This window comes from Sphingobacterium sp. UDSM-2020, assembly GCF_016132525.1.
GTDB classification, from domain to species: domain Bacteria; phylum Bacteroidota; class Bacteroidia; order Sphingobacteriales; family Sphingobacteriaceae; genus Sphingobacterium; species Sphingobacterium anhuiense.
This window is the reverse complement of sequence record NZ_CP066166.1, coordinates 277,461-301,995: the sequence shown is the minus strand read 5'-3', so window position 1 is coordinate 301,995 and position 24,535 is coordinate 277,461. Positions and strand designations below refer to the sequence as shown.

Here is a 24,535-nt window from a genome sequence, read left to right as displayed (position 1 = left end):
TTTACATCATTAGAATTTGTAAGTAATACCAGCTCCTAGTATTTGTTTCACTTGTAGATCAGATTTTTTGCCTACTTGAACTCCATTTTCTATTTTAGGAAGTTTGGTGTTATCATCATATATTAACTGTACACCTGCATTTACTGTAATCCATTTGTTAACCTTCATATTTAGATTGGCCGTATAGTCAATATCTACATTTTGTGGCTTCTCTAAATAGTTGGAATAAAGTTTTAGGATATTTTCAAAAGTAACATTCTCCATAATTTGTGTTTTATAATAGGCATCAAATGAAGCACCAAATTCTACGCGTGTATTTTTTCCAGGATCCAGTCCATAATTTGGCGCTAGGCTATCATTCTTAACAATAACAAAGCGAACGGCTGCGGGAGACAAGTTAAATTTTAAATTATCTGATTTTTTATAAGCTATACCGGGACCAAAGCTTAAATAGGCAGGAGCAAAGGCCTCTGATAGCAATTTTTTATTTGCGGATGTATAATCATAACCCTTGGCAAATTGGGTGTTAAAATTAAGAAAAAAGGTGTACAGCCAATGTTCTTTAGCTTGGTAACCCAATAAACTGTTTAAAGATAATCGGTCGTCATTTTTTCTCCAATCTGTTTCCTTTTGAAAAGTTTGACCATAAGCTGCAATTACTTTATTATCCCAGGACCATTTTTCTTTTTTATAGTTGAAGTCATAATTTAAGATTATGTTGCCTGCGAAAGAATTGACTCCCCCGGCAGCCCAATTCGAGAATGAACTTTGGTTAATCAGAAATGTGTTCTCTCCATGTATGGTCCAATTCTTTGTCGAATCAACTTGTGCCTGACCTTTGTTAATTATTAGAAAGATGGCTGCAAACAATAAAAGTTTTATTTTATTCATATTTCATTTTTTTAAGTCTAAAAGCTTAAACACAAAGCCAACTTAGATTGTTTAGTTAAAGTCAATATTTTATTATTAAACAATCAAAAAACACAACCTTTGTCTAGAAGAACACTGTTTTTTGCAAACAATATGATGTGTATTAAGAATCACTATTCTTAAAAAAGTAATTGCTCAGATCTAAATAGGAATTAGAAAAGGAGGTCATATGGAACTGTTTTTGATCAAGATGATTATTTGATTGTTGTGCTAGTTTTTTATTAGGGGAGAGGATTTGGTCGTAGTCCGATGTCTGAAAAATAGGATACAGATTGATGCATCATTTACTTGTGAGTCGATTTGGCAGCAGGTGTTAGGATTTCGATAGAAATAGGGTAGCTTTAACTGTTCCAAATCTAGCATATTAAACAAAGTTAATCGTTCGCTTGTTTAATAATTGGAACTTTTATTACAAAATAATCAAAAAATAAGTCATTTTTGTAGAAAGAGAATGATTTATGAAAATAACTTTGTTGTGCATTGGGAAGACAGATGATAAATATTTGATTGAAGGAATTGAAAAATACTTGAAACGATTAAAGTTTTATATAACCTTCAATCTCGTAGTTATTCCAGATATCAAGAATAGTAAAAATCTAACGAAAGAACAACAAAAGGAAAAGGAAGCACAACTTTTGCTGAAACATATTAATTCTTTGGATACTGTTGTTTTACTGGATGAGTTTGGGAAGGAGTATCGTTCTTTGGAATTTGCTTCTTATTTGGAAAAGAATATGATTCAGAGTACGCAGCATCTTATCTTTGTTATAGGAGGGCCTTATGGTTTTGATGATCAGATTTATCAGCGTGCTAATCAGAAAATATCATTATCAAAGATGACATTTTCGCATCAGATGATTCGTTTGTTTTTTGTTGAGCAGACCTATCGCGCATTTTCAATTTTAAAAGGTGAGCCTTATCATCATGAATAATTGTGGAATTAATATAATTTATGCATCAATTAAAGAAAGGAGTTACATATGTTACCAAGTAAAAGAGATTATCACTTTAAGAGCGATGATAATAATTCAGGAGTCACTAAGATTATTATTATTGTTTGTATTATTATTGTATTGCTTTTGGCTTATTTTGTCTAAACGATTTATAGCACTAACTTTTCACAAGAGGTTCTATTCTTCATTTAGAGCCTCTTTTAGTTTTAGTGATTTGATTATAAATGCGTAGAAATCCTGCATAAGCGTATATATTTTCAATATAATTTTTGAAGCAATGTAAGTTCCTGCACTTAAGTGTCTGGACTTTTATTAAAACAAAATAGGCGATACCGGGAGTATCGCCATAAAATCACACTAACTATTAAAATACCTATAGAACTAGGAATTTGCAAAATTCAGTATACCAAAGTTTTACTTTTTTAAATCTGGAATAGTCTTAACAAAATAACTTATTAGGTTCCTTCTATAAAAGGTAATTTTTTTATTGGTATACGTAAATTTAATGTTTTTTTTTATAAATACAAATTTATTTTATATCCTTATAAAAAATATTCCATGCCATTTGGTCGGTTTTGAATGTTAGATTAATTTCTTTCAAGTTTTCTATTTTTACCCATCTAAAAGATTGCGCTTTACCATCTTCATATTCCTGGCCTTCAAAGTCAAATTCTTTTTTTGTGGTTCGGATCTGAATGGGGGTGCTGTTTTTGATTAAATAATATATTGAAATAATCTGACTGTCATTAAAGCTTGATTTTTCATAAAAATCAGTTGTATAGATGTGTGATAAGATTTCAATATCAAAGTTGCATTCTTCTTGATATTCTCTTTTTAGGGCATCAATAAGTCCTTCTCCGTATTCTAAACCACCTCCAGGAAATTTGGTGAACGATACATTTTCAGTTTTCTCATCGCTGATGAGTACTTCATTATCATCATTAATCAAAATTCCATATACTCTTACATTAAAAGGAAACATGTGCTATTATTTTATTTTTTTGATAAATCTTTAAGATAAATATTTTTGAATTCCACAGGCTGACCTTCACTTTGCAAGGCTATAAATCCTTGTTTTAGCTTTTTGCCATCAATTTTTATTCTTGGGTCATACCTATTTGCCACTCCGCCACCTATCGTTGGCTGGCTATATTGAAGGACAGTATCCCCATTAATGATATGTGTTATCAATGAATCACCATGTACGATCAATTCTGCTTTGACCCATTGATCTCCATCGTATGTTTTAGAGGTTGATTCTAGACAATGTGATTCCAATTTTTTTCCTTTATAGACGATATCTGTTCCTGGAGAACACATATTGCCGGTTGGTCTCGGGTTTCCATCGCTTAACCCTCCTAAAAATTGCATTTCAACTGAGATTGGCCAATCCTGCTCTTTAGGCATCGTTCTTGGATCTTGTGAATGAAACATAAGCCCGCTGTTCCGTAAGGTATAGGATGGTGCGCCCTTTTGTAAATCTCCGTAGAATCGATATTCTAGCTTAACGTGATAATCTGAATAGGGCGTTTTATAATAAAGATGTCCATATTGCTCATTAAAATCACCATAGCCATCGTAATTGACTTGTATTACACCGTCTTTTACGCGGAAGGTATTGGCAAAGTTTACATCAACATCATGATGGTGTATTTTCACAATCCAATTATCAAGATTTCTTCCGTTGAACAGACTGATCCACTCGTTCTTATTTTGATTTTTTGAATGATGCTGTGTAGCACAGGCAGCAGACAGTGCTAATAAGCCGATCGGCAATAGATATTTGAGTTTCATCATTATAAAGGCATAAAACCATTTTCAACTGTTTGCTCGTCTATACCCATGTAGGAATAATGCCTCGGTAAAAACCAAGATATAGATGCCATAATTTGTTTAAAATCTTGCTCAGTCTGAAACATAGCTGGTGTAATATTAAAAACTAAATCCTGACTTACCAAAGTTTCATCATCATAATTTCTTGCTATCAACATAATTTTGGGTTCTTTGATCCCCATGTTTACTAAGTATTCTCTCAAATTATGGCGTAAGTCTTTTGGTAGAATTGTTTCTGAAGGTTGTCCCACTAAGATTTTTTCATCTTTATCAATGTGAGCCTCTTCCGTTTTTTTTGAAAAAATAGACTCATCAGAATAGAATTCATTATTTAAGGAATAGTTGACTAGGTCACCATATGAGAAGATCCAGTCTGGTTGCTCTTGATGCGTATTAATAGCAAGCCCCATACCTTTTTTGAGAAGGAATGATTTCAATTTATGTTTGATCACAAAAGCTTGAAAATTTTGATCTTTCGGTGCATTTTCTAATTGAAAATAAGGATATCCATCAGGACCTATGATTAGTTCTGATGCTGCCAGCTGGAAGGTTGACTCACCTATGTTGTCTAAAAATTCTGCTACCCATTTTTCATCACGTTCTTTAAACGGAATCTCCAGTAAAGAATTAATATTGATAGTTTTTGAAAGATCCCCTAGCAGATTTTCATTTGAGTTTTCACTGTCGTTAAATAAATGTACCGTACTCATATTAAATTTCGATCATTATGATAATTAGTAAAAATAGACATTTTATTAGGAATGGGATATAAGGATGTGCAACAATTTCGATTCCTTATTTTTTTTTCTTCTTAGCTGTTTTGACTTGACTTGTGGAAATCATTTGTTCCCAGGTTAATATATAAGGGTGCTGGTCGTTTATTTTTATTTGTCTATTTAATGATAATTGTAATTGGATCCACTTGTTATTGTCTTGTGCGTCGCAAAAGGTATAAGCTTTACCTGTTGTCATACTTCTTCCTGTTCTCCCAATTCTATGCGTGTATAAGGAATCACTATCCGGGACTTCGTAATTTATTACTATGGGAAGGTTTTCGATATCTACTCCTCTAGCCAGTAGGTCTGTGGCAACAAGTATCTGAATTTCTTTTGATTTAAAAGCCGTTAATAGTTGCGTTCTATTTTTCTGCGCTTTATCTGCGTAAAGCCCTTCGGCGACAATTCCTTCTTTTTTTAAATCCGCTACGATACGATCTACTGCATGTGTTGTTCTGCTAAAGATCAGTATCTGTTCTTCCGGGTTTAACTCGATTAAGTACTTGATCAGTTTTTTTTTATTGGTTCTGTCTACATAAAATACACTTTCTTCGATCGTGCATTTCTTCACTTCCTTTTCTATTTCAATTTTAATTGGATTTTTCAACGTTTTATTCACAATTTTCAAAATATCTTTAGGAAGTGTAGCTGAAAAGTAAAGGCTTTGTTTTTTATTTGGTAAATGCTTTAAAATTTGATTTACTTCTTTAATAAAACCTAGCTGTAATAACTGATCAAACTCATCTATAACCAGCGTTTTAATAGTATTACATGTAATTTTCCCTTGGTCAATAAGATCTAAGATACGGCCAGGGGTCGCTATAAGTATAGTAGGACTTTGCAATAGTCCTGCTAGCTGCATATCATAAGCCTGTCCTCCAACAAGTGTGATGGTTGTAACGGGGTAGCTTTGAATGAGCTTATTTATACGGCTTTGTGTTTGCAACGCTAATTCTCTTGTAGGATTTAATATAAGTGTCTGCTCCTGTAATGTAATTTCTTGTGTGAAATAGCGATGTAAGATGGGTATTGTAAACGCTTCGGTTTTTCCTGTTCCTGTAGGAGCAATCGCAATAAGATCTTTTTTATTTAGTATATGAGGAATCACAAGTTCTTGAACGGATGTCAGGATTGTGAATCCTGATTGCTCTAAGATGGATAAAAGACTTGAATGAATATTAAGATCTTGAAATTTCAAAGTTTTGATGTTTTATTTTACCAAAGATAAGATTTAGTGACTAAATTGATAATATTCTTTAGTAGAGTAGCTATAAGGTAATTGTAAGTGCTAATTCCGTTAAGCAATTATTTATATTGTTTAAATAGCTATCTCCAATTATTTATTAATGTTAATAATGATTATTTTAGAATATTATTTTTATTAAATTTGTTGGAAACTGAAAATATAATATGTTGGAAACCACATTAGACCAAGGCAGTGATTTAAATTCGAAATTAAGTTTTGATGACTTTAGAAAGATCATTGTTGAAGATTATAGGGTTGCAGTAGAGAGCAGATATGTTAGTCTATTGGGACGTAAGGAAGTCTTAACAGGAAAAGCAAAATTTGGAATTTTTGGAGATGGGAAGGAACTGGCGCAGATTGCAGTGTCTAAAGTATTTCAAAAGGGTGATTGGCGTTCCGGATATTATAGGGACCAAACCTTGGCCTTTGCAAGTGGAATGACCTCAATTTATCATTTTTTTTCGCAATTATATGCTCATCCTGATGTTGAATATGATCCTTCTTCTGCGGGGCGTCAAATGAATTGTCATTTTTCAGTCCGTGTTATTGATGAGGAAGGTAATTGGTTGGACCAAACGAAGCAAAAGAATACTTTCTCAGATATTTCGACTACTGGCGGGCAAATGGCTCGTATCTTAGGTCTTGGCCTAGCTTCAAAACTGTATCGTGAGAATCCGAATTTATCTTATTTAAAGTATTTTTCTAATGGGGGTAATGAGGTTGTCTTTTGTTCTGTAGGTAATGCGTCAACTTCAGAGGGAGTATTTTTCGAAGTTGTCAATGCTGTAGGTGTTAAACAGATTCCTGTTGTTATTTCGATATGGGATGACGGTTATGGAATCTCGGTTCCGAATGAGGTGCAAACGACTAAAGGGGATATCTCCGAAGTTTTGAAAGGATTTCAGAAGGAAGATGGATCTAACGGTTTTGAGATATTTAAAGTAAAAGGCTGGGATTACCCAGGACTTTGTCAGGCTTATGAGCGAGCTGCAAAATATGCTAGGGAGCACCATACGCCTTGTATTGTTCATGTTATCGAGTTGACTCAACCACAGGGGCATTCTTCTTCTGGTTCTCATGAACGTTATAAGTCGAAAGAGCGTTTAAACTGGGAGCTTGAGCATGATTGTATTGCTAAAATGCATCAATGGTTGATTGATTCGGATATTGCAACTGCTGAGCAGTTGACTTTAATTGATGAAGAAGCGAAGGATTTCGTGAGGAAGGAGCAGAGACGTGCCTGGTCTGATTATAATAAAGCTTTAGCTGTTGATGCTTCACAGGCTATTGGACTTTTAAGTCAAATTGATGACGAACTGGTCGAATTACCTTTAAAACAATTGCAATCTTTAACTGAACCTTCTTTGAAGGAGGTTTATAGTACTGTCCGCAAGGTCATTCGTGAACTGAAAGGGAAGGATATTGAAGGTAAAGGTGCTTTATTGGCTTGGTATAAACTTCAACAAGGGGTAAATGAATCCCGATATAATTCGAAATTATTTACCACAGGAGTTGATGGTCCGGAAAATGTCCAAGTTATCGCCCCTCAATATTCTGATGATGCTAAATTTATTGACGGCCGGGAAGTTCTTAACTTATGCTTCGAAGAGAATTTCCATCGAGATGAGCGCTTGTTAGCATTTGGTGAGGATGTTGGTAAAATTGGTGATGTAAATCAAGGGTTTGCTGGTCTACAAGAGAAGTTTGGAGAACATAGAGTATTTGATACTGGAATTAGAGAGAATTCTATTATAGGGAAAGGAATTGGATTGGCTATTAGGGGACTTAAGCCTATTGCTGAAATTCAATATTTAGATTATCTTCTTTATGGTATTACGGTGGCGAGTGATGACTTGGCGAGTTTGAGTTATCGTACGTTTGGGGGACAGAAAGCGCCTGTTATTATTCGTACTCGTGGTCATCGTTTAGAGGGTATCTGGCATTCGGGTTCCCCAATGTCTATGATCTTGGGGACTTTAAGGGGGCTGCATATTTGTGTTCCTCGTAATATGACTCAAGCTGCTGGAATGTATAATACTTTGTTTAGATCCGATGAGCCTGCTCTTGTGATCGAGTGTTTAAATGGCTATCGTTTAAAAGAACGTTTACCAGATAATATTGGTGACTTTACGATCCCGATTGGTTATGCTGAGTGCATTAGAGTAGGTGCTGATATTACTGTTGTTTCATATGGTTCTACTTTACGTGTGGTCGAAGAGGCTGCGATGGAACTGGATCGATTGGGCATCAGTGTTGAAATTATTGATGCTCAAACTTTACAGCCTTTTGATAAAGCTCATTTATGTGCTGAATCGTTAAAAAAGACGAATAAATTATTGGTTGTGGATGAGGATGTCCCTGGTGGTGCATCGGCATTTATAATGCAGCAAATATTGGAGGATCAAAATGGTTATTATTTATTAGATAGTCAGCCTAGAACGTTGAGTGCTAAAGCACATAGGCCTCCTTATGGCTCTGATGGTGATTATTTCACAAAACCTTCGAGCGATGATATTGTGGAAACTGTCTTTGAAATGATGAACGAAGGTAATCCGGATAAATATCCCTCACTATTTTAGTCAGTGAGGGATAGATACTTTTATGAGAATTGAGCGGCAGCACCAATAATTGCCGCCTCTTCTCCTAGAATTGCAGTTTTTATATTATATGCTTCTACTTGATTTTTCTTTTGACCCAATAGTATAGGTAGTGCTTTTGCAATATTTCCTCCGATTACAAAGTCTATACAATTATATTTTTTACTGAAGAAATCAAGAAAATCCAATAAATGGATGCTATATTCCTCACATAATATGCTAAAGGCAGGGTTTTGTTGATGCTCATTGATAATTTGTTTAAGTCCCGTTACTTCAATATCTGTAAGTTCCTTAAACCGTTTTATAAACCATCTGGTTACTAAAAACTCTTCAAAAATTAAATCTTTATATGGTGTGTTCCAAAGATCGGCATCGAAAGATTTTTCTCCTTTGTTCCAGACTGCTGAACCGAGACCTGTACCTAAAGTGATTCCTAAAATTCTTTCTTTTGTATTCAGATGTTGAGCAAAAACCTCTCCTTGCAAAAAAGCCGCGGCATCGTTAATGAAATGAATATTTTGTTCTGGAATTCCTATTAATGTTGCCAACGGGGTTTTGACATTCATTTTATATAGGTCATCATATTTGCTTTGTCCAGTCATCATAGACACACCATTTTCATAATCGAAAGGGCCAGGCATTGCTATTCCAATGTGTTTTACCATAGATCCAGCAGCTTCTACGCAACTGTTAATTGTGTTTGCCCAAGTAAGGAAAATCGATTTAGCATTTTCTTGCGAAAAAACGTGGTTTCTCACCACGTTATTCGGAATAATTTTCCAATCTAATTTATTTACTATAGCGGCGCTAATATGTGTGCCGCCGATATCCACTCCTAAAATGAATTCACTTTTATCTGACATTTTTGTAACTAGATTGTTTTAATAAATGATCAGCAATAACTAATGCAGCCATTGCCTCAACAATAATAACAGCTCGGGAAACTACACAAGGATCATGTCTTCCTTTTCCTTGAACTGTAGCTTCATTACCATTTGAATCAATTGTCTGTTGATCTCTCATAATAGTAGCAACAGGCTTGAAAGCTGTTTTAAATGTGATGTCCATACCATTTGAAATACCACCTTGTATTCCTCCAGAGAAATTGGTATGGGTTTTAGTACGATGGATATCATGTTCTTCAGATACAAAAAGATCGTTATGCTGTGAACCTAGTAATTCAGAGCCAGCAAATCCTGATCCATATTCGAAACCGTGTACGGCATTGATGCTCATCATTGCCTTAGCTAGATCCGCATGTAATTTGTCAAAAACAGGTTCACCCAATCCGACTGGTACATTTCTAATAATAGTTGAAATGCGTCCTCCTACAGTATCACCTGATTTACGAACAGCATCAATGAATTCAATCATTTCATTCGCTGTAGCAGGATCAGCACATCGTGCAATATTAGATTCTCTCAAATCTAACAATGCTTCTAAATCTTTTGTATCTAAATTTGGAGATTCAATTTTGCCAACACCTGATACGTGCGCAAATATTTCTATTCCATGTTGTTTTAAAAAGGATTTGGCAATTGCTCCTGCGGCAACTCTAGCTGCAGTTTCTCTAGCCGATGAGCGACCTCCACCTCGGTAATCACGATGACCATATTTCATATGATATGTATAGTCTGCGTGTGATGGTCTAAAGATATCTTTTATATGTGAGTAATCTTTCGATCTTTGATCTTCGTTTGGGATAAGTATGGCAATAGGTGTTCCTGTAGACTTGCCCTCAAATACGCCAGAAAGAATTTGTGCTGTATCACTTTCTTTGCGTTGTGTGGTTATTTTTGATTGACCGGGCTTACGTTTATCAAGTTCTGATTGGATAAAGTCCTCATCAATAGCTATATTTGGAGGACAGCCATCTAAAATAACACCAATCGCTTTTCCGTGAGATTCCCCAAAAGTGCTAATTCTAAATAAATCGCCAAATGAATTTCCTGCCATGATTTAATATAATTTCTATAAATATAGGTAAAACCGCAATAATAGGAGCATTATTGCGGTATTTTTTGCTAAGTAATAATAAATTTGTGCTCAGCTAAATGTTTCCAGAAGTCTGGATAAGATTTTTCGACAACCTGTGGTTCCTCAATATTAATACTTTTGAATATTAATGCAAGTGGGGCAAATGCCATTGCCATTCTATGATCTTCATATGTGGCGAAAGAAACAGCTGTTGGTTCGAAGACTTCATCAGTTTTGATGTGATAAGTGGTTCCATCTTCGATCAATTTTGCTCCGAATTTAGCAATTTCTGTTTTTAAAGCTAAAATTCGATCTGTTTCTTTAATTTTCAATGTTTCTAAACCTGTAAGTGATATATCGCGTCTTAATGCAGCCGCTATAACTACTACTGTCTGTGCTAAATCTGGGCATTCTTTCATGTCAAAAAATGTTTTCCCAGAAGGTTCACTTATTTTTGTAAGGTGTAAACCATCTTGTTCAAAAGCTGAGGCAACACCAAAGTGGCTCATAATTTCAACAATTGCTATATCACCTTGTAGACTACTTTTTTTCAATCCGGGAAGTATGATCGATCCTGAATTAGAAAGTGCTACTATGGCATACCAATAAGACGCCGCGCTCCAATCAGGTTCGACATAAATCGTTGCTTCCTTTGTTTCTTGATTTGGAATATGAATGGTATTATGCAACCATTCGTATTGAATACCAACTTCTTTCAACATATTCAACGTCATGGTGACATAAGGTCGTGAAGTAAGTTCGCCTTCAATTTCAAGTGTTAAACCTTTTTTTAAGGATGCCGCAATGAGCAATAGAGCTGAAATATATTGACTGCTAATATTTCCCTTAATTGAAATTTTATCCTTACTCTGAATCATGCCACCTTCTATATGAAGAGGTGGGAAGCCAGATTTTGCTTCGTAATGAATATCAGCTCCGATAGTCTTGAGCGCGTCAACTAAAATACCGATAGGTCTTTGTTGCATACGTTCTGAACCGGTTAGAATGAAATTTCCTTTAATCAGATTAAGATAGGCTGTTAAAAAACGCATTGCGGTCCCTGCGGGTCCAATATCAATTTTGGTTAGTTCAGATTGCGTATTGGTAGCTAGCAGAAGAGCCTTCTTTAGTGTAACTGTATCAAAAGCTTGCGAAAGATTTTCTATTTGTACTTTCTCTTTTCCCAATGCTTGAATAATAAGGGCACGGTTGCTTTCTGATTTTGAACCAGTAAGTTGAACCGTACCATTAATACTTTTAGATGGGTGAGTAAGTGTAATCACCTGTTGACTCATTATGCCTCCGCAGTAGGTTGAGTATTCATGATTGCATTCTGTTTACGAATTGATTCATTATGAATTAATTCTAAGAATTTAACTGCAAAATCATTGCTCAAAGTTAATGCTTCAGCGAGCTGCGTGCGTTTTTGAACGATTTCGTCCCAACGGTTAACTTGTAAGATTGTGACACTATTATCACGCTTGTATTCGCCAATTTTTTCAGCAATTTTCATACGTTCACCAATTTTTTGAATAATTAGATCATCTAATTTATCGATGCTTGTACGTAATTCTGCTAATTTATCTTCAAAAGCTTGATTATCTGAGTCTGCTTTACGTAAGTTTAAGTGATCAATTAAATCAGCCAAAGCCGCTGGAGTAACTTGTTGTTTTGCATCAGTCCAAGCAACTGAAGGGTCAATATGTGATTCAATGATCAATCCTTGTAAATCCATATCCATTGCTTTTTGAGAAATGTACGGCAACAATTCACGGTTACCACAGATATGGCTTGGATCGTTGATAATTGGCAAATCAGGACATAATGATTTTAATTGAATCGCAAGATCCCACATTGGTTCGTTACGGAAAGCTGATTTTTCGTAAGAAGAGAAACCTCTATGAATAGCTCCTAATCTTTTGATTCCCGCACGGTTAATACGCTCTAAAGCACCAAACCATAATGATAAATCAGGGTTTACCGGGTTTTTAACGAATACAGGGATATCTACTCCAACTAATGCATCAGCAATTTCTTGCACAGTAAATGGGTTTGCAGTAGAGCGCGCTCCAATCCATAACACATCTACGCCAGCAGCTAATGCTTCTTCAACATGCTTCGCTGTTGCAACCTCTGTCGCTGTCAATAATCCTGTCTCTGCTTTTGCTCTTTTCAACCATTCTAAACCAATAGAACCAATACCTTCAAATTCTCCTGGACGAGTACGTGGTTTCCATATACCTGCACGTAAGATGTTTACTTTACCAGTATTTGCTAATAAATGCGCTGTTGAAACCAATTGATCTTCTGTTTCAGCACTACAAGGTCCTGCTATGATTAAAGGCTTGTCTCCTGTATCTAACCAAGATTTTAAAGGGACGATATCTAATGTGTTTTTCATTATTATGTAATTTTATTTTTTTAGTGGTTATGAAGTTATCATGATCATTTTTCGTTACTTTTCGAGCGCTTTAGGCCATGATGATTTCAATATCTATTGTGAGTTTTATTTTTTACTTTTTATTTACTAGAACTTATATGCGGTCATTTTTTACATATTCACCCATAATATTAAAATTGATGCTGTGTTTTAATACTTTACGAATAGCAGCGTCATAATCTGATTGCTTTTTCCATTCCACATCAACGAAAAAATCATATTCATTTCTTTTTCCTATGACAGGCATAGATTGGATTTTACTTAGGTTAATATTTTGATCAGCAAAGCATTGTAAAATCGAAGCTAAAGAACCTACCGAGTTTCCTGTTTGAAAGGATAAAGAAGCTTTATTTGCACTTGCTTGTTCTTCGACATCATTGGATAACACTAAGAATCTCGTACTATTTTTTTTGTTAGTTTCAATCTTTGCTTCTAATATATTGAGACCATACGTTTTTGCAGCAAGTGTACCTGCAATAGCAGCAGTGTCAGTTAATTTTTGATTTGCCACTTTTGCTGCTGAAGCCGCTGTATCTGAACTTTCTGATATTTTAACATCTGGTAATTCCTGCAAGAACTCTTCGCATTGGCGAATGGCCATTTGATGCGATTCTATGAATTTTATATCAGCAAGTTTAACTCCTGGTAAAGCCAATAAATTTTGATGAATGCTTAAGGCAATTTCACCTACAATGTTGAATTTATAATCTCTCAAAAGATTATAATTGGGTAAGATACTTCCCGCAATTGAGTTTTCAATAGCCATTACAACATAATCAACTTTTTTCTGCTTTAATAATTCGCAGGTTTTTTTAAAAGTATCGCATTCTATCGTTTCGATGTCTTCACCGAAGTACTTAAATGATGCTTCTTCATGAAAGGAAGCTTTTACTCCCTGTATTGCAATTTTTAAACCCATTGTTTGTTTTATATGTTCTTAGAAAAAGCAAAAGTTCCGATTGTTGATCGGAACTTTTGCTTTTTAATATCTTGTGATAATTACAAATTCGTCCCTGCTCTTATTGTCTAAAATAAAAGTAATTGAAAAAATATGTAGTCGTCGTTTTCATTATTTGTTCGTTTCGATATTTCAAATATACGGATGTTTTTTATAAATGCAAGATAAAAATTAAATATTTTTTTAGTCGTAATTTTATGTGTTTTTTAATGAAAAAAACAGCTATTTTTTTAGCTGTTTTTTATGTAATTTTTTATGTGCTTTTTGTGTTTGATATCCTTGTTTATTTTGTTTAAATGCATATAAATTATAATATAGATTATTTTTTTATGAAAAAAATCAGTTTATTTTGTCTCTTTTTTAAGTTTATTTTTGTGTTTTTTTTAAGTTTATTTATGTTATATTTTTGTTTTAAAAACACTATTTTATGTCATTAATTTGGTGGTTTATTTGTGTTTTTGTTTAGAATATATCGAAAATTAAGCTGAAAATTTTCAACATTTAGTCTCCGCAATGAGTTGATTAGGTATATCAAGGTGTGTTGCTTGTCATACGATCACTATTTAAGTTATGCATAAATAGAAGTCTATGTTATCGGAGATATTTCTCATATGACGGAACATAAAAACTACATCAATGACTAAGGCTGGATAGTGAGTAAGCTGTATCGCTGGAAAATTGCTAGCTAATTTTGATACCAATCACTAATTCCTATCTGAAGATAGCAACTGGCTTTTATCAGTTTTAGGTCTTCTAAATGTGAAATAAGAGGAATATTTCGTAAAATTGAAGGAGAAGGCCTGAATAGCTTTAAACGGTTTTCGAAATTATTTAAGTTTATGATTTTTGTTTTATTAAGTGTTCTATGTAGTGTTACGGTCGCAGTGCTATTAAAGTATGCAAAACTACAGCAGGTAAGCACCAAACAAATTATTGTCTGGAATTATCCTGTAGCAGCAGTACTAACTTATTTTGTTTTAGAGCCAGACCTCGGAGATATACAGATTGGACAAATGCCTTGGGAATTGTATATTCCTTTGGCAATTTTACTTCCAACACTTTTTATTTTTATTGCATTGACAATTCAATACACAGGTTTGGTTAAAACGGAGATTGCACAAAGATTGTCTCTGTTTATTCCTTTAATGGCATCCTTTGTACTTTTTTCGGAAGTCATTACCTGGAATAAAGGAATTGGTATTCTAGTCGGTTTAGTTGCTATCATTTGTTCCATTGGTTGGCAAAAGGGGAATGTTAAAAATAACAATAAGATTGGTAGCCTGCTGTATCCTTTAATTGTTTTTATTGGAATGGGTGTTATTGACATTCTTTTTAAACAAATAGCGCTTCATCAATCTGTTCCTTATATTACAGCTATGTTTGTTGTTTTTTTATTGGCCATAGCTGTGGCGTTTCTATTTATGATTTATTTCTTAGCAATTGAAAAGCAGTCATTTTCTTTTAAATCTTTCGGATTTGGCATTGTATTGGGCTTTTTCAATTTTGGGAATATATTGTTTTATATGAAAGCTCATCGAGCAATTCCAGATAATCCTTCTATTGTTTTCACAGGGATGAATATTGGTGTAATTTCAATAGGGGCTCTGGTCGGTGTTTTATTATTTAAAGAAAAATTAAGTGCTATCAATAAATTAGGGCTAGCACTTTCTATTATATCAGTTTTAATTATAACATATTTGTGAGTTTATTTGAAGATACTTATCGTACAATTGAAAAAAGTGCAGAGGGAATATTTCGTGATAAAGGAAGTAAATTTATTTCCTATGCCTACCCATTCACTACGGAAGATCAGTTGAAGGAAATCATAGCAGATCTAAAAACCCTACATCCTAAAGCGAGACACCATTGCTGGGCATATCGAATTGGTCCGGATCGAACAGTATATCGGCTGAATGATGATGGAGAGCCTTCGGGGACGGCCGGTCGGCCTATTTTAAATGTATTACTATCACAAGATGTAACAAATATTATTGTGGTTGTAGTTCGTTATTTTGGAGGAACTTTATTAGGCGTCCCAGGTCTGATTAATGCTTATAAAACGGCGACTCAAGAGGTTTTATCTGCCGTAGAGATTGTAGAGAAAACTGTCAATGATATCTATAAAATTGAATTTGATTACTTAGCTATGAACGACGTGATGCGCGTGGTTAAAGAAGAGAATATAACTGTCAGTAAACAAGTTTTTGATAATACATGCTATATGGAAATTGAAGTACGAAAAATGCAGGTCAATTCGGTCATTACACGTTTTGATAAAATTGATAATTGTAAACTTTCTTATTTGCGGACAATATGATAAATGATTCAGAATTAATATTGAATAAAGATGGGAGTATTTATCATCTGAATTTAATGCCAGAAGATATTGCAGATACCATTATCACAGTAGGGGATCCTGACCGTGTAGTAAAGGTATCTCAGTATTTTGACCGTATTGAACTTCAGAAGGGAAAAAGGGAGTTTATTACACACACAGGATATATTGGTAATAAACGTATTTCTGTTATATCAACAGGCATTGGAACGGATAATATTGATATTGTCTTTAATGAATTGGATGCGCTCGTGAATATTGATTTTGAATCAAAAGCATTAAAGTCAAAGCTAACAAGTTTAAATATCATTCGAATCGGAACTTCTGGTGCTGTTCAATCGGATATTGAAATGGGAACGATTTTGGCTTCTTCATTTGGAGTAGGCTTTGATGCCCTGATGCAATATTATGTAAAACCCTATTCAGCTTATGAGAAAACTTTGGAAAGAGCAGTATGGGATGCTTTTCCGAATTTATATCTAAAGCCTTATGTTGCGGAGGCCAGTAAAAATTTATTAGCACAATATGCTTACGATTTGCCAAAAGGAGTGACGATGACTGCTCCTGGCTTTTATGCACCTCAGGGTAGGAATGTGCGCTCTGAAAATACGTTTCCTAATTTGATCCAATTGGCGAATAGCTTCAAGTCAGATGGTTTAAGAATTACAAATTTAGAAATGGAGACTGCTGGAATATATGCTTTATCCCGTATGTTTGGTCATCAAGCGCTATCTATTAATGCTATTTTAGCCAGCCGTGTAGCGGGACATTTTAGTTCAGAGCCAGATAAAGTCGTAGATCGTGCTATAAAAATGATTTTAGAACGTTTTTAAAAAATAGAAAAGGAGTTGTATTAAACAACTCCTTTTCTATTTGAGTCAAATTTTAGCATGATGAAGAGTAAAATGGTGAAACTCCATAACGAAGATCCTCCATAACTTATGAATGGTAATGGAATACCAATGACAGGTACAATTCCTATTGTCATTCCTATATTAATAAAGAAGTGAAAAAATAGGATGGAAGCCACTCCATAAGCATAAATTCTTGCAAAAGCAGATCGCTGTCGTTCTGCTATATGAATGATGCGGAGCAATAATGTTAAGTATATCGCTATTAAAAATGTAGAGCCGACAAATCCCCATTCTTCACCCACTGTACAGAAAATAAAATCTGTACTTTGCTCGGGAACAAAATTGTATTTGGTCTGTGTACCTTGAAGATAGCCTTTACCCCAAAATTGTCCAGAACCAATTGCTATCTTAGATTGATTTAAATTGTAACCCTGCCCTCGTGGATCGTCCATTTTCCCAAGGATGATATCAATACGATTTCTTTGATGAGATTGTAAAACATGATTGTAGACAAGATCCACACATAATATGAATACCGACGAAGCGGCAAAAAGAATTCCTATATTAATTAAATTTTTCCGCTTTTTTCTAAACGTCCACATGAAAAAGCCCGCAATTAAAGCGAGTATGCCAATTAATATCCATGCATTTACGAGTAGTGCCATAACAAATAGGACAATACAGAGTCCTCCGAAAATAAGTAAGCTGTTATTGACATATCCTTCTCGATAGAATACAAAGATGAGGGAAAAGAAAGCTAGAGCAGAACCGGTATCAGGCTGAAGCATTACGAGGAATACGGGGAATAATACTATACCAGCACCGATGGCTAAAGTATGCATATTTGGGTTTTTGTTGCTTTGAGAGCTGAGGTAGTTGGCCAAGAGGAGACAGGTTGCCAGTTTTCCAAATTCAGATGGTTGAAGCCTGAAAAAGCCTAGATCAATCCAAGCTTGATTTCCCCCCACGTTTTTCCCTACAACTAAGACTGCAATCAATAATAGAATAACTAAAGCGTAGATAACAGGAGATGCTGAACTGAAAAATTTTGCATCGATAATCAGTATTGTTATTCCTAATACCAAAGCTGAGGCAATATACATGGACTGTTTACCATATCTTGTTGCCATATCAAACAATCCGGGATTTTCCGGATCATATACTGCCGCATGAATATTAAATAAACCGATTATACATAAAGCCAACCATAAGATAATGGTTAACCAGTCTATTTTTCCGAAAAAACTACTTTTTTGGTTATTCATGATTTCTCCTTACAGCACTATGGTGGACAATTGTTTCCTTTGGCATTACTGCAGCAATACGGTTAACGTTTTTTGTGGTATCTTTTTTAGATTTAGTTGAATCCGTTGTTTTCTTCAAATCTGCTTTCTTTGGGTCTGCTTTTGGAGCAGGCATAAAATTAGCATTGTAAATACGATCTTGAATATGCTTCGGCATTGTGATTGTATCCTTGATATATTTTTCAACCATCATACTGGCAATGGGACCAGCCCATACACCACCATAACCGGCATTTTCAACAAAAACGGCAATGGCAATTTTAGGATTATCCCTAGGAGCGAATGCAAAGAATACAGCATGATCTTTACCATGTGGGTTTTGTGCTGTTCCTGTTTTTCCACACATTTCAATACCAGCAATTCTATTTGCGAAGGCTGTTCCTTCGCCCATATTTACTGCTCTGCTTAATCCTTCTATTACCGGAGTATAATATTTAGCGTCTACCCCTGCTGATATTTTTTCGGTAAACTCTTTCTTCACAATCTTTTTATCTCCGATACCTTTAATAAGGTGAGGACGGTAATAAAAACCTCTATTTGCTACAATGGCCATAATATTTGCCATCTGCAGTGGAGTAACGCCCATTTCTCCCTGGCCGATGGATAATGAAATATTAAAAGATGAACGCCATTTGTCGTTTCTGTAACTTTTAGTGAAATGTTCTGATTTATATAATAAGCCTGCATTTTCACCAGGCAAATCAATTCCTAATCGATGACCAATACCAAATTTGGAAATTGCATCGTACCATAGATCGTACGCTTTCGGTCCTGATAGGCCTCTTGAATCAATCATTTTGGCATAAGTATACCCATAATAGGTATTACAAGAGACTTGAATGGATCTGATCAAAGATGTTGCTCCATGGTAATGGGTACATCGCATAAAACCTCTTCCGCCACCATAGCTATAACCATGTGGACAAAAGAAAGAGGTGTTCTCATCAATAACGCCAGCTTGTTGAGCAGTTAAGGCTGCAACTACCTTAAATACAGAGCCAGGGGGATAAGATGCTTGAATTGGACGATTAAATAAGGGTTTGGTCTCATCATTTAATAATTTCATATAATTATTACCTGTTTCACGACCGACCATGTCATTTGGATTATAACTGGGGCTACTTACATAAGCAAGCACTTCTCCTGTGGAAGGTTCAATGGCAACAATAGATCCCAGTTTGTTTTTCATCAGTTTTTCACCCAAGATCTGAAGTTCTTTGTCTAAAGAAGATACTAGACCTTCCCCAGAAACAGCCAAGGTATCATAGCGTCCTTCCATAAATACACCTTTAGGTCTATTTAGGGCATCGACCATGAGGTTTTTAACCCCTCTTTTTCCTCTTAATAGATCTTCATAAGAGCGCTCAACACCACTTCGGCCGATATAATCTCCTGGACGATAAAAGCCGTTCGACTTCTCCACATCTTTTTCTGTAACTTCATTTACATAGCCCAGAAACTGTGCTGCGATACTATCCGGATAATTTCGTACAGTTCTATTTTGAACATAGAAACCTCTGAATCGATACAAATACTCTTGTAAATGGGCATACGTTCGAGATGATAGTTGTTTTTCAAAGATGGAGGCACGGTAAGGGGAATGTGCACGGGCTTTATCCATGCGTTTAATGAAACCTTCTTTGTCAATTTCAATCAATTGACATAATAGAGCCGTATCGATATCTTTTGCTTCTCTTGGCGTAACCATGAGGTCATATACAGGTTCATTTTGTACTAATACCTGACCTGTACGATCTAAAATAACACCACGTGCGGGATATACAATAACTTTCCGCATGACATTGCTGTTAGCAGAATGTATATAGGAGTCATCTATAATCTGAAGATAAAATAGTCTTGCTATTATTAATAACGCAATACTAATAATAATGCCTTGAATGACAAATTTACGTGCAAAAAAACTATTCATAAATTCTTTTATCCTCTTTTTAAGCGATGGAATTACTAAATTCTACTCTTTCTTTTATAGAAAAGAAAACTAAAAATGAGTAGGATAACCATTGTAAAGATACAACTTAAACCAATAGTCGCTAATGTGTACTGAAACTGTTTGAAACTGAATGTTTCTAATGTGACAAGAACAAAGTGATGAATCAATGTTCCGAAAAAAGTATATGAAAAGAACCATTTAAAATTCATTTCACCTAAAATTGGAGTAATGAATGTATCCATATCATTTTCAATTGTAATTTTCATAAAAAATACACGATAGGCGGCTAATGCAACACACGCAGCGGCATTGACTCCAAGTGTATCATAAAATACATCTACCGAAAGTCCGGTTAAAAATCCAACTGTAAATAATACAAAGTTCGGCATTCCGGTAGGAAGCAAAAAGATAAATAGAATGTATGGAAAAGGACTTGCTAGATTGTAATAGCCGATATTTTTAAACAAGAATACCTGCATGGCAATAAGTACCAAAAACCGAATGATATTAAAGAGTAATATTCTAGCCATTATCCTGATTCGTTTCTTCTAATTGTTTTAATTCTTTTGCCAATAAGTCTTTCACAACATATACGTGGTGGAGGTTTGAAAAATTAGTACTCAAGAGAATTCTTAAATCTAAAAAAGAGTCTCCGGAAGATATTCCCGTTTCCACAACTGCGCCTACCAGTATACCTTTTGGAAAGTGGCCAGAGTAGCCTGAAGTGAATACTTTTTCCGCAGTCTTAACTTTTACGTGATTCGGGATTTCTTTGACCATTGCAAAACGGTAGTCTACGTTGCTGCCCCAAACTAAAGAACCAAATACATCAGTATTAGCTAATGTTACTGATATTTTTGTGTCGGGATGAAGTAGAGACTGAACTGTCGAAAAGTGCGGTGTTACGTTGAGCACAATACCGACCACACCATTTGGAGCAATTACGCCCATTCCTTTTTCAATACCAGCTAAAGAACCTTTATTTAGGGTGAGATAATTACTTTTTTGGTGAATGCTATTATTTGTAACGCTTGCAATAATAAACTCATAACGTCCAAATTCACTACTATCAATAACCGGTCTTTTAGCCATGGGGACTGTATCGGTCGTCAAATAGTTTTCTAACTGCGTTCTCAAACTTGCATTTTCTTTTACAAGTTGATCATTTGTTTCTGTTAGTGACAGGTAGCTTTTCCATGAATTCACTTTTTGGTAAATATTGCCAATTATCGTGTTGGAAGAGTTTAATGCACTAGCACGCTGAAAGGTATTGTTAGTAACAACCAGAAACATAGAAAATCCAAAAAAAAGGATAAACCAAAAGAAAGCGTTATAACGTCTAAGGAATAACCAAAGGTTTCTCATTGTTTAATAATTATTACTTTGCTATTTAATAAAGAAGCGATATAGTGAAAAATCAACTATATCGCATATAAAATTTTAAGTTGTGGCAATTATGATTGCATTAAGAACTTAAATCTGCCAATATTCTTTAATGCTATGCCTGTACCGCGCACTACTGCACGAAGAGGATCTTCTGCAATGTGTACCGGTAATTTAGTTTTAGCTTGAATTCTGCGATCTAATCCTCTAAGTAGAGCACCACCACCTGTTAAGTAGATACCAGTTTGGTAAATATCAGCAGACAACTCTGGAGGCGTAATTTCTAAAGCTTTCAATATTGCTTCTTCAATTTTAGAAATCGATTTATCTAAACAATGTGCAATTTCTGTATATGAAACGGTGATCTGTTTTGGGATACCTGTCATGAGGTCACGGCCTTGAACGGCGAAATCCTCAGGTGGATCCTGTAATTCTGGAAGAGCTGCACCAACTTCAATCTTAATTTTCTCAGCTGTACGCTCACCGATCATGATGTTGTGCTGTCTACGGATATACTGTACAATATCGGAGTCGAAGTTATCACCTGCAACACGGATTGATTGGTCGCAAACAATACCCGAAAGTGCAATTACTGCAATCTCTGTTGTTCCACCACCGATATCAATAATCATGTTACCCATTGGTTCTTCGACATCAATTCCGATACCTACTGCGGCAGCCATTGGCTCATGAATTAAATACACTTCTTTTGCTCCTGCAATTTCTGCAGAATCGCGTACGGCACGCTTCTCTACTTCAGTGATTCCTGAAGGGATACAAACCACCATTCTTAACGAAGGGAAAAACCAACTTTTACCATTATTTACTAATTTTACCATACCACGAATCAAATGTTCTGCGGCAGTAAAATCTGCAATAACTCCATCACGGAGAGGACGTACTGTTTTTATATTATCGTGTGTCTTACCTTCCATTTGCATTGCCTGACGTCCGATTGCAATTACTTTGTTTGTCGTACGATCAAAGGCTACAATAGAAGGTTCATCAACTACTACTTTGTCATTATAGATAATTAAGGTATTTGCGGTACCTAAATCGATGGCAACTTCTTGTGTAAACCAGTTAAATAAACCCATTTGCTGTATTTTAAGCTACTTTTTATGAATATGCAAACCTACTAAAAATTATTAGTTTTTGTAGGTAAGTCTTGATTTTTTTTATTGATAATTTAGAACTCTTTTGCGGAGCTTTAAGGATGATAACAAGTAAACGTTAATTAAAGCATTTTCTTATGTTTTTACTGCAGAAATTAATTTTTCTGTATGTCAATGTAGTAATTAAAAGTGTCAATCTTTATATTTTCTTTGGTTAGATTGTGAATATTTAATGTTTGGTCGTTGTTCGTGATATTAATTGCTTTTAAATTATTATCTGCGGTACCAATATAGACCGGCATTTCAAAATTTTCGACTGTATTTTTCCACTTCGCCTGAACTTTTCCATCTGTTGTCTCTGAAATACATAACACAGGAATCAAAGTTGTCTTCACATATTGCTCAAATATGGAGTTGAAGTTTAAACCAGATTCTTGATTGATGAAATTGACAATGTCATCATAATCAACCTGCTGATGGTAAAACTTAGCGTTTAATCCTCTCAAAATAGATCGCCATTTATCATCGTCTGCTATAATTGTTCTAATCATGTTATGCAGTACACCACCTTTATTATACATGTCTCCGGACCCTTCATTATTAACATGATATTGTCCTTGAATCGGTGTTTTGTTTTGAATCGCTCTTCGATTGCCATGTATGTATTCTTGCCCAGCTTTTTTACCAAAATAGTAATCGATATAAAGTGCTTCTGAATAATTGGTGAAACTTTCATGAATCCACATGTCGGCAATATCCGATGCTGTGATATTATTTCCAAACCATTCATGTCCGGCTTCATGTATGATGATAAAGTCCCACTTTAATCCCCATCCTGTTCCAGAACCATCTCTTCCCAGATAGCCATTTAAAAAACGATTGCCATACGCAATACCACTTTGATGTTCCATCCCTAAATGAGATGTTTCAATTAGTTTGAAACTGTCTTCATAAAAAGGGTAGGGGCCAAACCAATATTCAAATGCTTTTAGCATCGGTTTTACATTTGCCTCGAAATGCGGTTTTGCCCGCTCTATATTTTCACGTAGTACGTAGTAGTCAATATCTAGCTTTCCTTTTTCACCATTAAAGCTATCTTGAAAATGTACGTAATCACCAATATTGATTGCAATGTTATAATTGTTAATGGGATTGGAAACAAACCAGTTGAATTTAGTTTTCTTCTTACCAATGTTTTCTACATTACGGAGACGACCATTAGAAACATTCATAAGTTCTTTAGGCACTGTTACAGAGATTAAGACGCTATCGGGTTCGTCTGACTGATGATCTTTATTGGGCCACCATAAGCTTGCTCCAATACCCTGATTTGCACTCGCTACCCAAGGTTTGTTATTGCTGTCTTTTTTCCAATCAAATCCGCCATCCCAGGGAGCTCTGTTGGCTTGATGTGGTGTACCTGAGAAATACACTAAAATAGAATCCAGTGTGTTTGCTTTAATCTGTGTTGGAAAATCTATAAAAACCGCATTAAATTCTCTTGTATACTTTAGCTGTTTACCCCTGTAAAGAATTTTATCAATTGCCATATTATCAAAAAGATCAATCTGGATGCGATTGAAATCTTGAATAGTTTTAAATTTAATGAGATTGCTTCCTGCAATGCTACGTTTTGGAATATTAATATCAACATCTAAGTGATAATAGGTGACATCGTAACAGGTTCTTAAGGGAGTCAGTTGACCTCTTAAAGAATCTTTGCGGGAAAATTCATTTTTGTCTGATAATAATTGCCCATTTACAAGGAAGGGAGATAATAAAAGAAATAGAATTAAATAGGATAGATTTTTCAACGCTTATAATTTTAATATAAGTGTTAAATATAAGATAATTTGCCTATTTAAAAAAATGGGATCTTTGCT

Annotated in this window: 21 protein-coding genes; 5 read left to right on the top strand and 16 right to left on the bottom strand. The window is 35.0% G+C overall.

All coding sequences use genetic code 11. From position 1 onward, the window contains the following. Window positions 1–9 precede the first annotated feature (9 nt). A complete protein-coding gene (locus JAZ75_RS01265; protein ID WP_021191208.1) occupies window positions 10–891 on the bottom strand; it encodes a DUF3078 domain-containing protein in 882 nt (293 codons plus the stop codon). A 497-nt stretch (window positions 892–1,388) separates the two neighbouring features. On the opposite strand from JAZ75_RS01265, the gene rlmH reads away from it, so the two are divergent. After that, window positions 1,389–1,862, top strand: coding sequence for a 23S rRNA (pseudouridine(1915)-N(3))-methyltransferase RlmH (gene rlmH / locus JAZ75_RS01260; RefSeq protein ID WP_183912009.1), 474 nt, complete (start codon window positions 1,389–1,391; stop codon window positions 1,860–1,862). Between the two features lie 550 nt (window positions 1,863–2,412). Here rlmH and JAZ75_RS01255 read toward each other — a convergent pair. From JAZ75_RS01255 to JAZ75_RS01240, 4 genes are all read right to left on the bottom strand, one after another. Further along, window positions 2,413–2,865, bottom strand: coding sequence for an NUDIX domain-containing protein (locus tag JAZ75_RS01255; RefSeq protein WP_021191207.1), 453 nt, complete (start codon window positions 2,863–2,865; stop codon window positions 2,413–2,415). 11 nt (window positions 2,866–2,876) lie between these two features. After that, a complete protein-coding gene (locus JAZ75_RS01250; RefSeq protein WP_208699822.1) occupies window positions 2,877–3,680 on the bottom strand; it encodes a DUF1080 domain-containing protein in 804 nt (267 codons plus the stop codon). Then, complete coding sequence (locus JAZ75_RS01245) at window positions 3,680–4,426, bottom strand: hypothetical protein (protein ID WP_132772619.1); 747 nt, start codon at window positions 4,424–4,426, stop codon at window positions 3,680–3,682. The genes JAZ75_RS01250 and JAZ75_RS01245 overlap by 1 nt, the downstream gene beginning before the upstream one ends. Before the next feature lie 85 nt (window positions 4,427–4,511). Then, window positions 4,512–5,690, bottom strand: a complete 1,179-nt coding sequence (locus JAZ75_RS01240; protein ID WP_208699820.1) for a DEAD/DEAH box helicase — start codon at window positions 5,688–5,690, stop codon at window positions 4,512–4,514. 212 nt (window positions 5,691–5,902) lie between these two features. Between JAZ75_RS01240 and JAZ75_RS01235 the strand changes: the two genes are divergently transcribed. Further along, the gene (locus JAZ75_RS01235) at window positions 5,903–8,317 is read left to right on the top strand and encodes a thiamine pyrophosphate-dependent enzyme (protein WP_208699818.1); all 2,415 of its coding nucleotides are present in this window, start codon (window positions 5,903–5,905) and stop codon (window positions 8,315–8,317) included. A gap of 20 nt (window positions 8,318–8,337) precedes the next feature. On the opposite strand, the gene JAZ75_RS01230 is transcribed toward JAZ75_RS01235, so the two are convergent. From JAZ75_RS01230 to JAZ75_RS01210, 5 genes are all read right to left on the bottom strand, one after another. Further along, window positions 8,338–9,198, bottom strand: a complete 861-nt coding sequence (locus tag JAZ75_RS01230) for an ROK family protein (protein ID WP_021191202.1) — start codon at window positions 9,196–9,198, stop codon at window positions 8,338–8,340. Further along, window positions 9,188–10,291, bottom strand: a complete 1,104-nt coding sequence (gene aroC / locus JAZ75_RS01225; RefSeq protein ID WP_021191201.1) for a chorismate synthase — start codon at window positions 10,289–10,291, stop codon at window positions 9,188–9,190. The genes JAZ75_RS01230 and aroC overlap by 11 nt, the downstream gene beginning before the upstream one ends. A gap of 68 nt (window positions 10,292–10,359) precedes the next feature. Next, window positions 10,360–11,607, bottom strand: coding sequence for a 3-phosphoshikimate 1-carboxyvinyltransferase (aroA, locus tag JAZ75_RS01220; protein ID WP_132772626.1), 1,248 nt, complete (start codon window positions 11,605–11,607; stop codon window positions 10,360–10,362). Then, complete coding sequence (locus JAZ75_RS01215) at window positions 11,607–12,713, bottom strand: chorismate mutase (protein ID WP_021191200.1); 1,107 nt, start codon at window positions 12,711–12,713, stop codon at window positions 11,607–11,609. Before JAZ75_RS01215 ends, aroA begins: the two co-directional genes overlap by 1 nt. 133 nt (window positions 12,714–12,846) lie before the next feature. Next, on the bottom strand, window positions 12,847–13,671 hold the full coding sequence (locus JAZ75_RS01210; RefSeq protein ID WP_132772628.1) for a prephenate dehydratase: 825 nt from the start codon (window positions 13,669–13,671) through the stop codon (window positions 12,847–12,849). An 878-nt stretch (window positions 13,672–14,549) separates the two neighbouring features. Between JAZ75_RS01210 and JAZ75_RS01205 the strand changes: the two genes are divergently transcribed. Genes JAZ75_RS01205 through JAZ75_RS01195 form a run of 3 tightly spaced genes read left to right on the top strand, consistent with a single transcriptional unit; the run spans window position 14,550 to window position 16,878 of the window. Further along, window positions 14,550–15,413: a hypothetical protein gene (locus JAZ75_RS01205; protein WP_021191199.1), complete on the top strand. Its 864-nt coding sequence runs from the start codon at window positions 14,550–14,552 to the stop codon at window positions 15,411–15,413. Further along, complete coding sequence (locus tag JAZ75_RS01200; protein ID WP_021191198.1) at window positions 15,410–16,027, top strand: YigZ family protein; 618 nt, start codon at window positions 15,410–15,412, stop codon at window positions 16,025–16,027. The genes JAZ75_RS01205 and JAZ75_RS01200 overlap by 4 nt, the downstream gene beginning before the upstream one ends. Further along, the gene (locus JAZ75_RS01195) at window positions 16,024–16,878 is read left to right on the top strand and encodes a nucleoside phosphorylase (RefSeq protein WP_168127447.1); all 855 of its coding nucleotides are present in this window, start codon (window positions 16,024–16,026) and stop codon (window positions 16,876–16,878) included. Before JAZ75_RS01200 ends, JAZ75_RS01195 begins: the two co-directional genes overlap by 4 nt. Before the next feature lie 20 nt (window positions 16,879–16,898). On the opposite strand, the gene rodA is transcribed toward JAZ75_RS01195, so the two are convergent. The 6 genes from rodA to JAZ75_RS01165 all read right to left on the bottom strand — a co-directional run bounded on the left by rodA (window position 16,899) and on the right by JAZ75_RS01165 (window position 24,466). Further along, window positions 16,899–18,164, bottom strand: coding sequence for a rod shape-determining protein RodA (rodA, locus tag JAZ75_RS01190; RefSeq protein ID WP_183912019.1), 1,266 nt, complete (start codon window positions 18,162–18,164; stop codon window positions 16,899–16,901). Then, the gene (mrdA, locus tag JAZ75_RS01185; RefSeq protein WP_132772634.1) at window positions 18,157–20,133 is read right to left on the bottom strand and encodes a penicillin-binding protein 2; all 1,977 of its coding nucleotides are present in this window, start codon (window positions 20,131–20,133) and stop codon (window positions 18,157–18,159) included. Before mrdA ends, rodA begins: the two co-directional genes overlap by 8 nt. A 35-nt stretch (window positions 20,134–20,168) precedes the next feature. After that, the gene (locus JAZ75_RS01180; protein ID WP_208699816.1) at window positions 20,169–20,684 is read right to left on the bottom strand and encodes a rod shape-determining protein MreD; all 516 of its coding nucleotides are present in this window, start codon (window positions 20,682–20,684) and stop codon (window positions 20,169–20,171) included. Next, window positions 20,677–21,519 carry a rod shape-determining protein MreC gene (gene mreC, locus JAZ75_RS01175; RefSeq protein WP_208699814.1) on the bottom strand — a complete coding sequence of 281 codons (843 nt, stop codon included), beginning with the start codon at window positions 21,517–21,519 and terminating at the stop codon, window positions 20,677–20,679. Before mreC ends, JAZ75_RS01180 begins: the two co-directional genes overlap by 8 nt. Window positions 21,520–21,608: 89 nt before the next feature. Next, complete coding sequence (locus JAZ75_RS01170) at window positions 21,609–22,634, bottom strand: rod shape-determining protein (protein ID WP_021191193.1); 1,026 nt, start codon at window positions 22,632–22,634, stop codon at window positions 21,609–21,611. Window positions 22,635–22,807: 173 nt separating this feature from the next. After that, entirely contained in the window at window positions 22,808–24,466 is a 1,659-nt protein-coding gene (locus tag JAZ75_RS01165; RefSeq protein WP_208699812.1) for a M1 family metallopeptidase, read from the bottom strand. Between the last annotated feature and the right edge of the window lie 69 nt (window positions 24,467–24,535).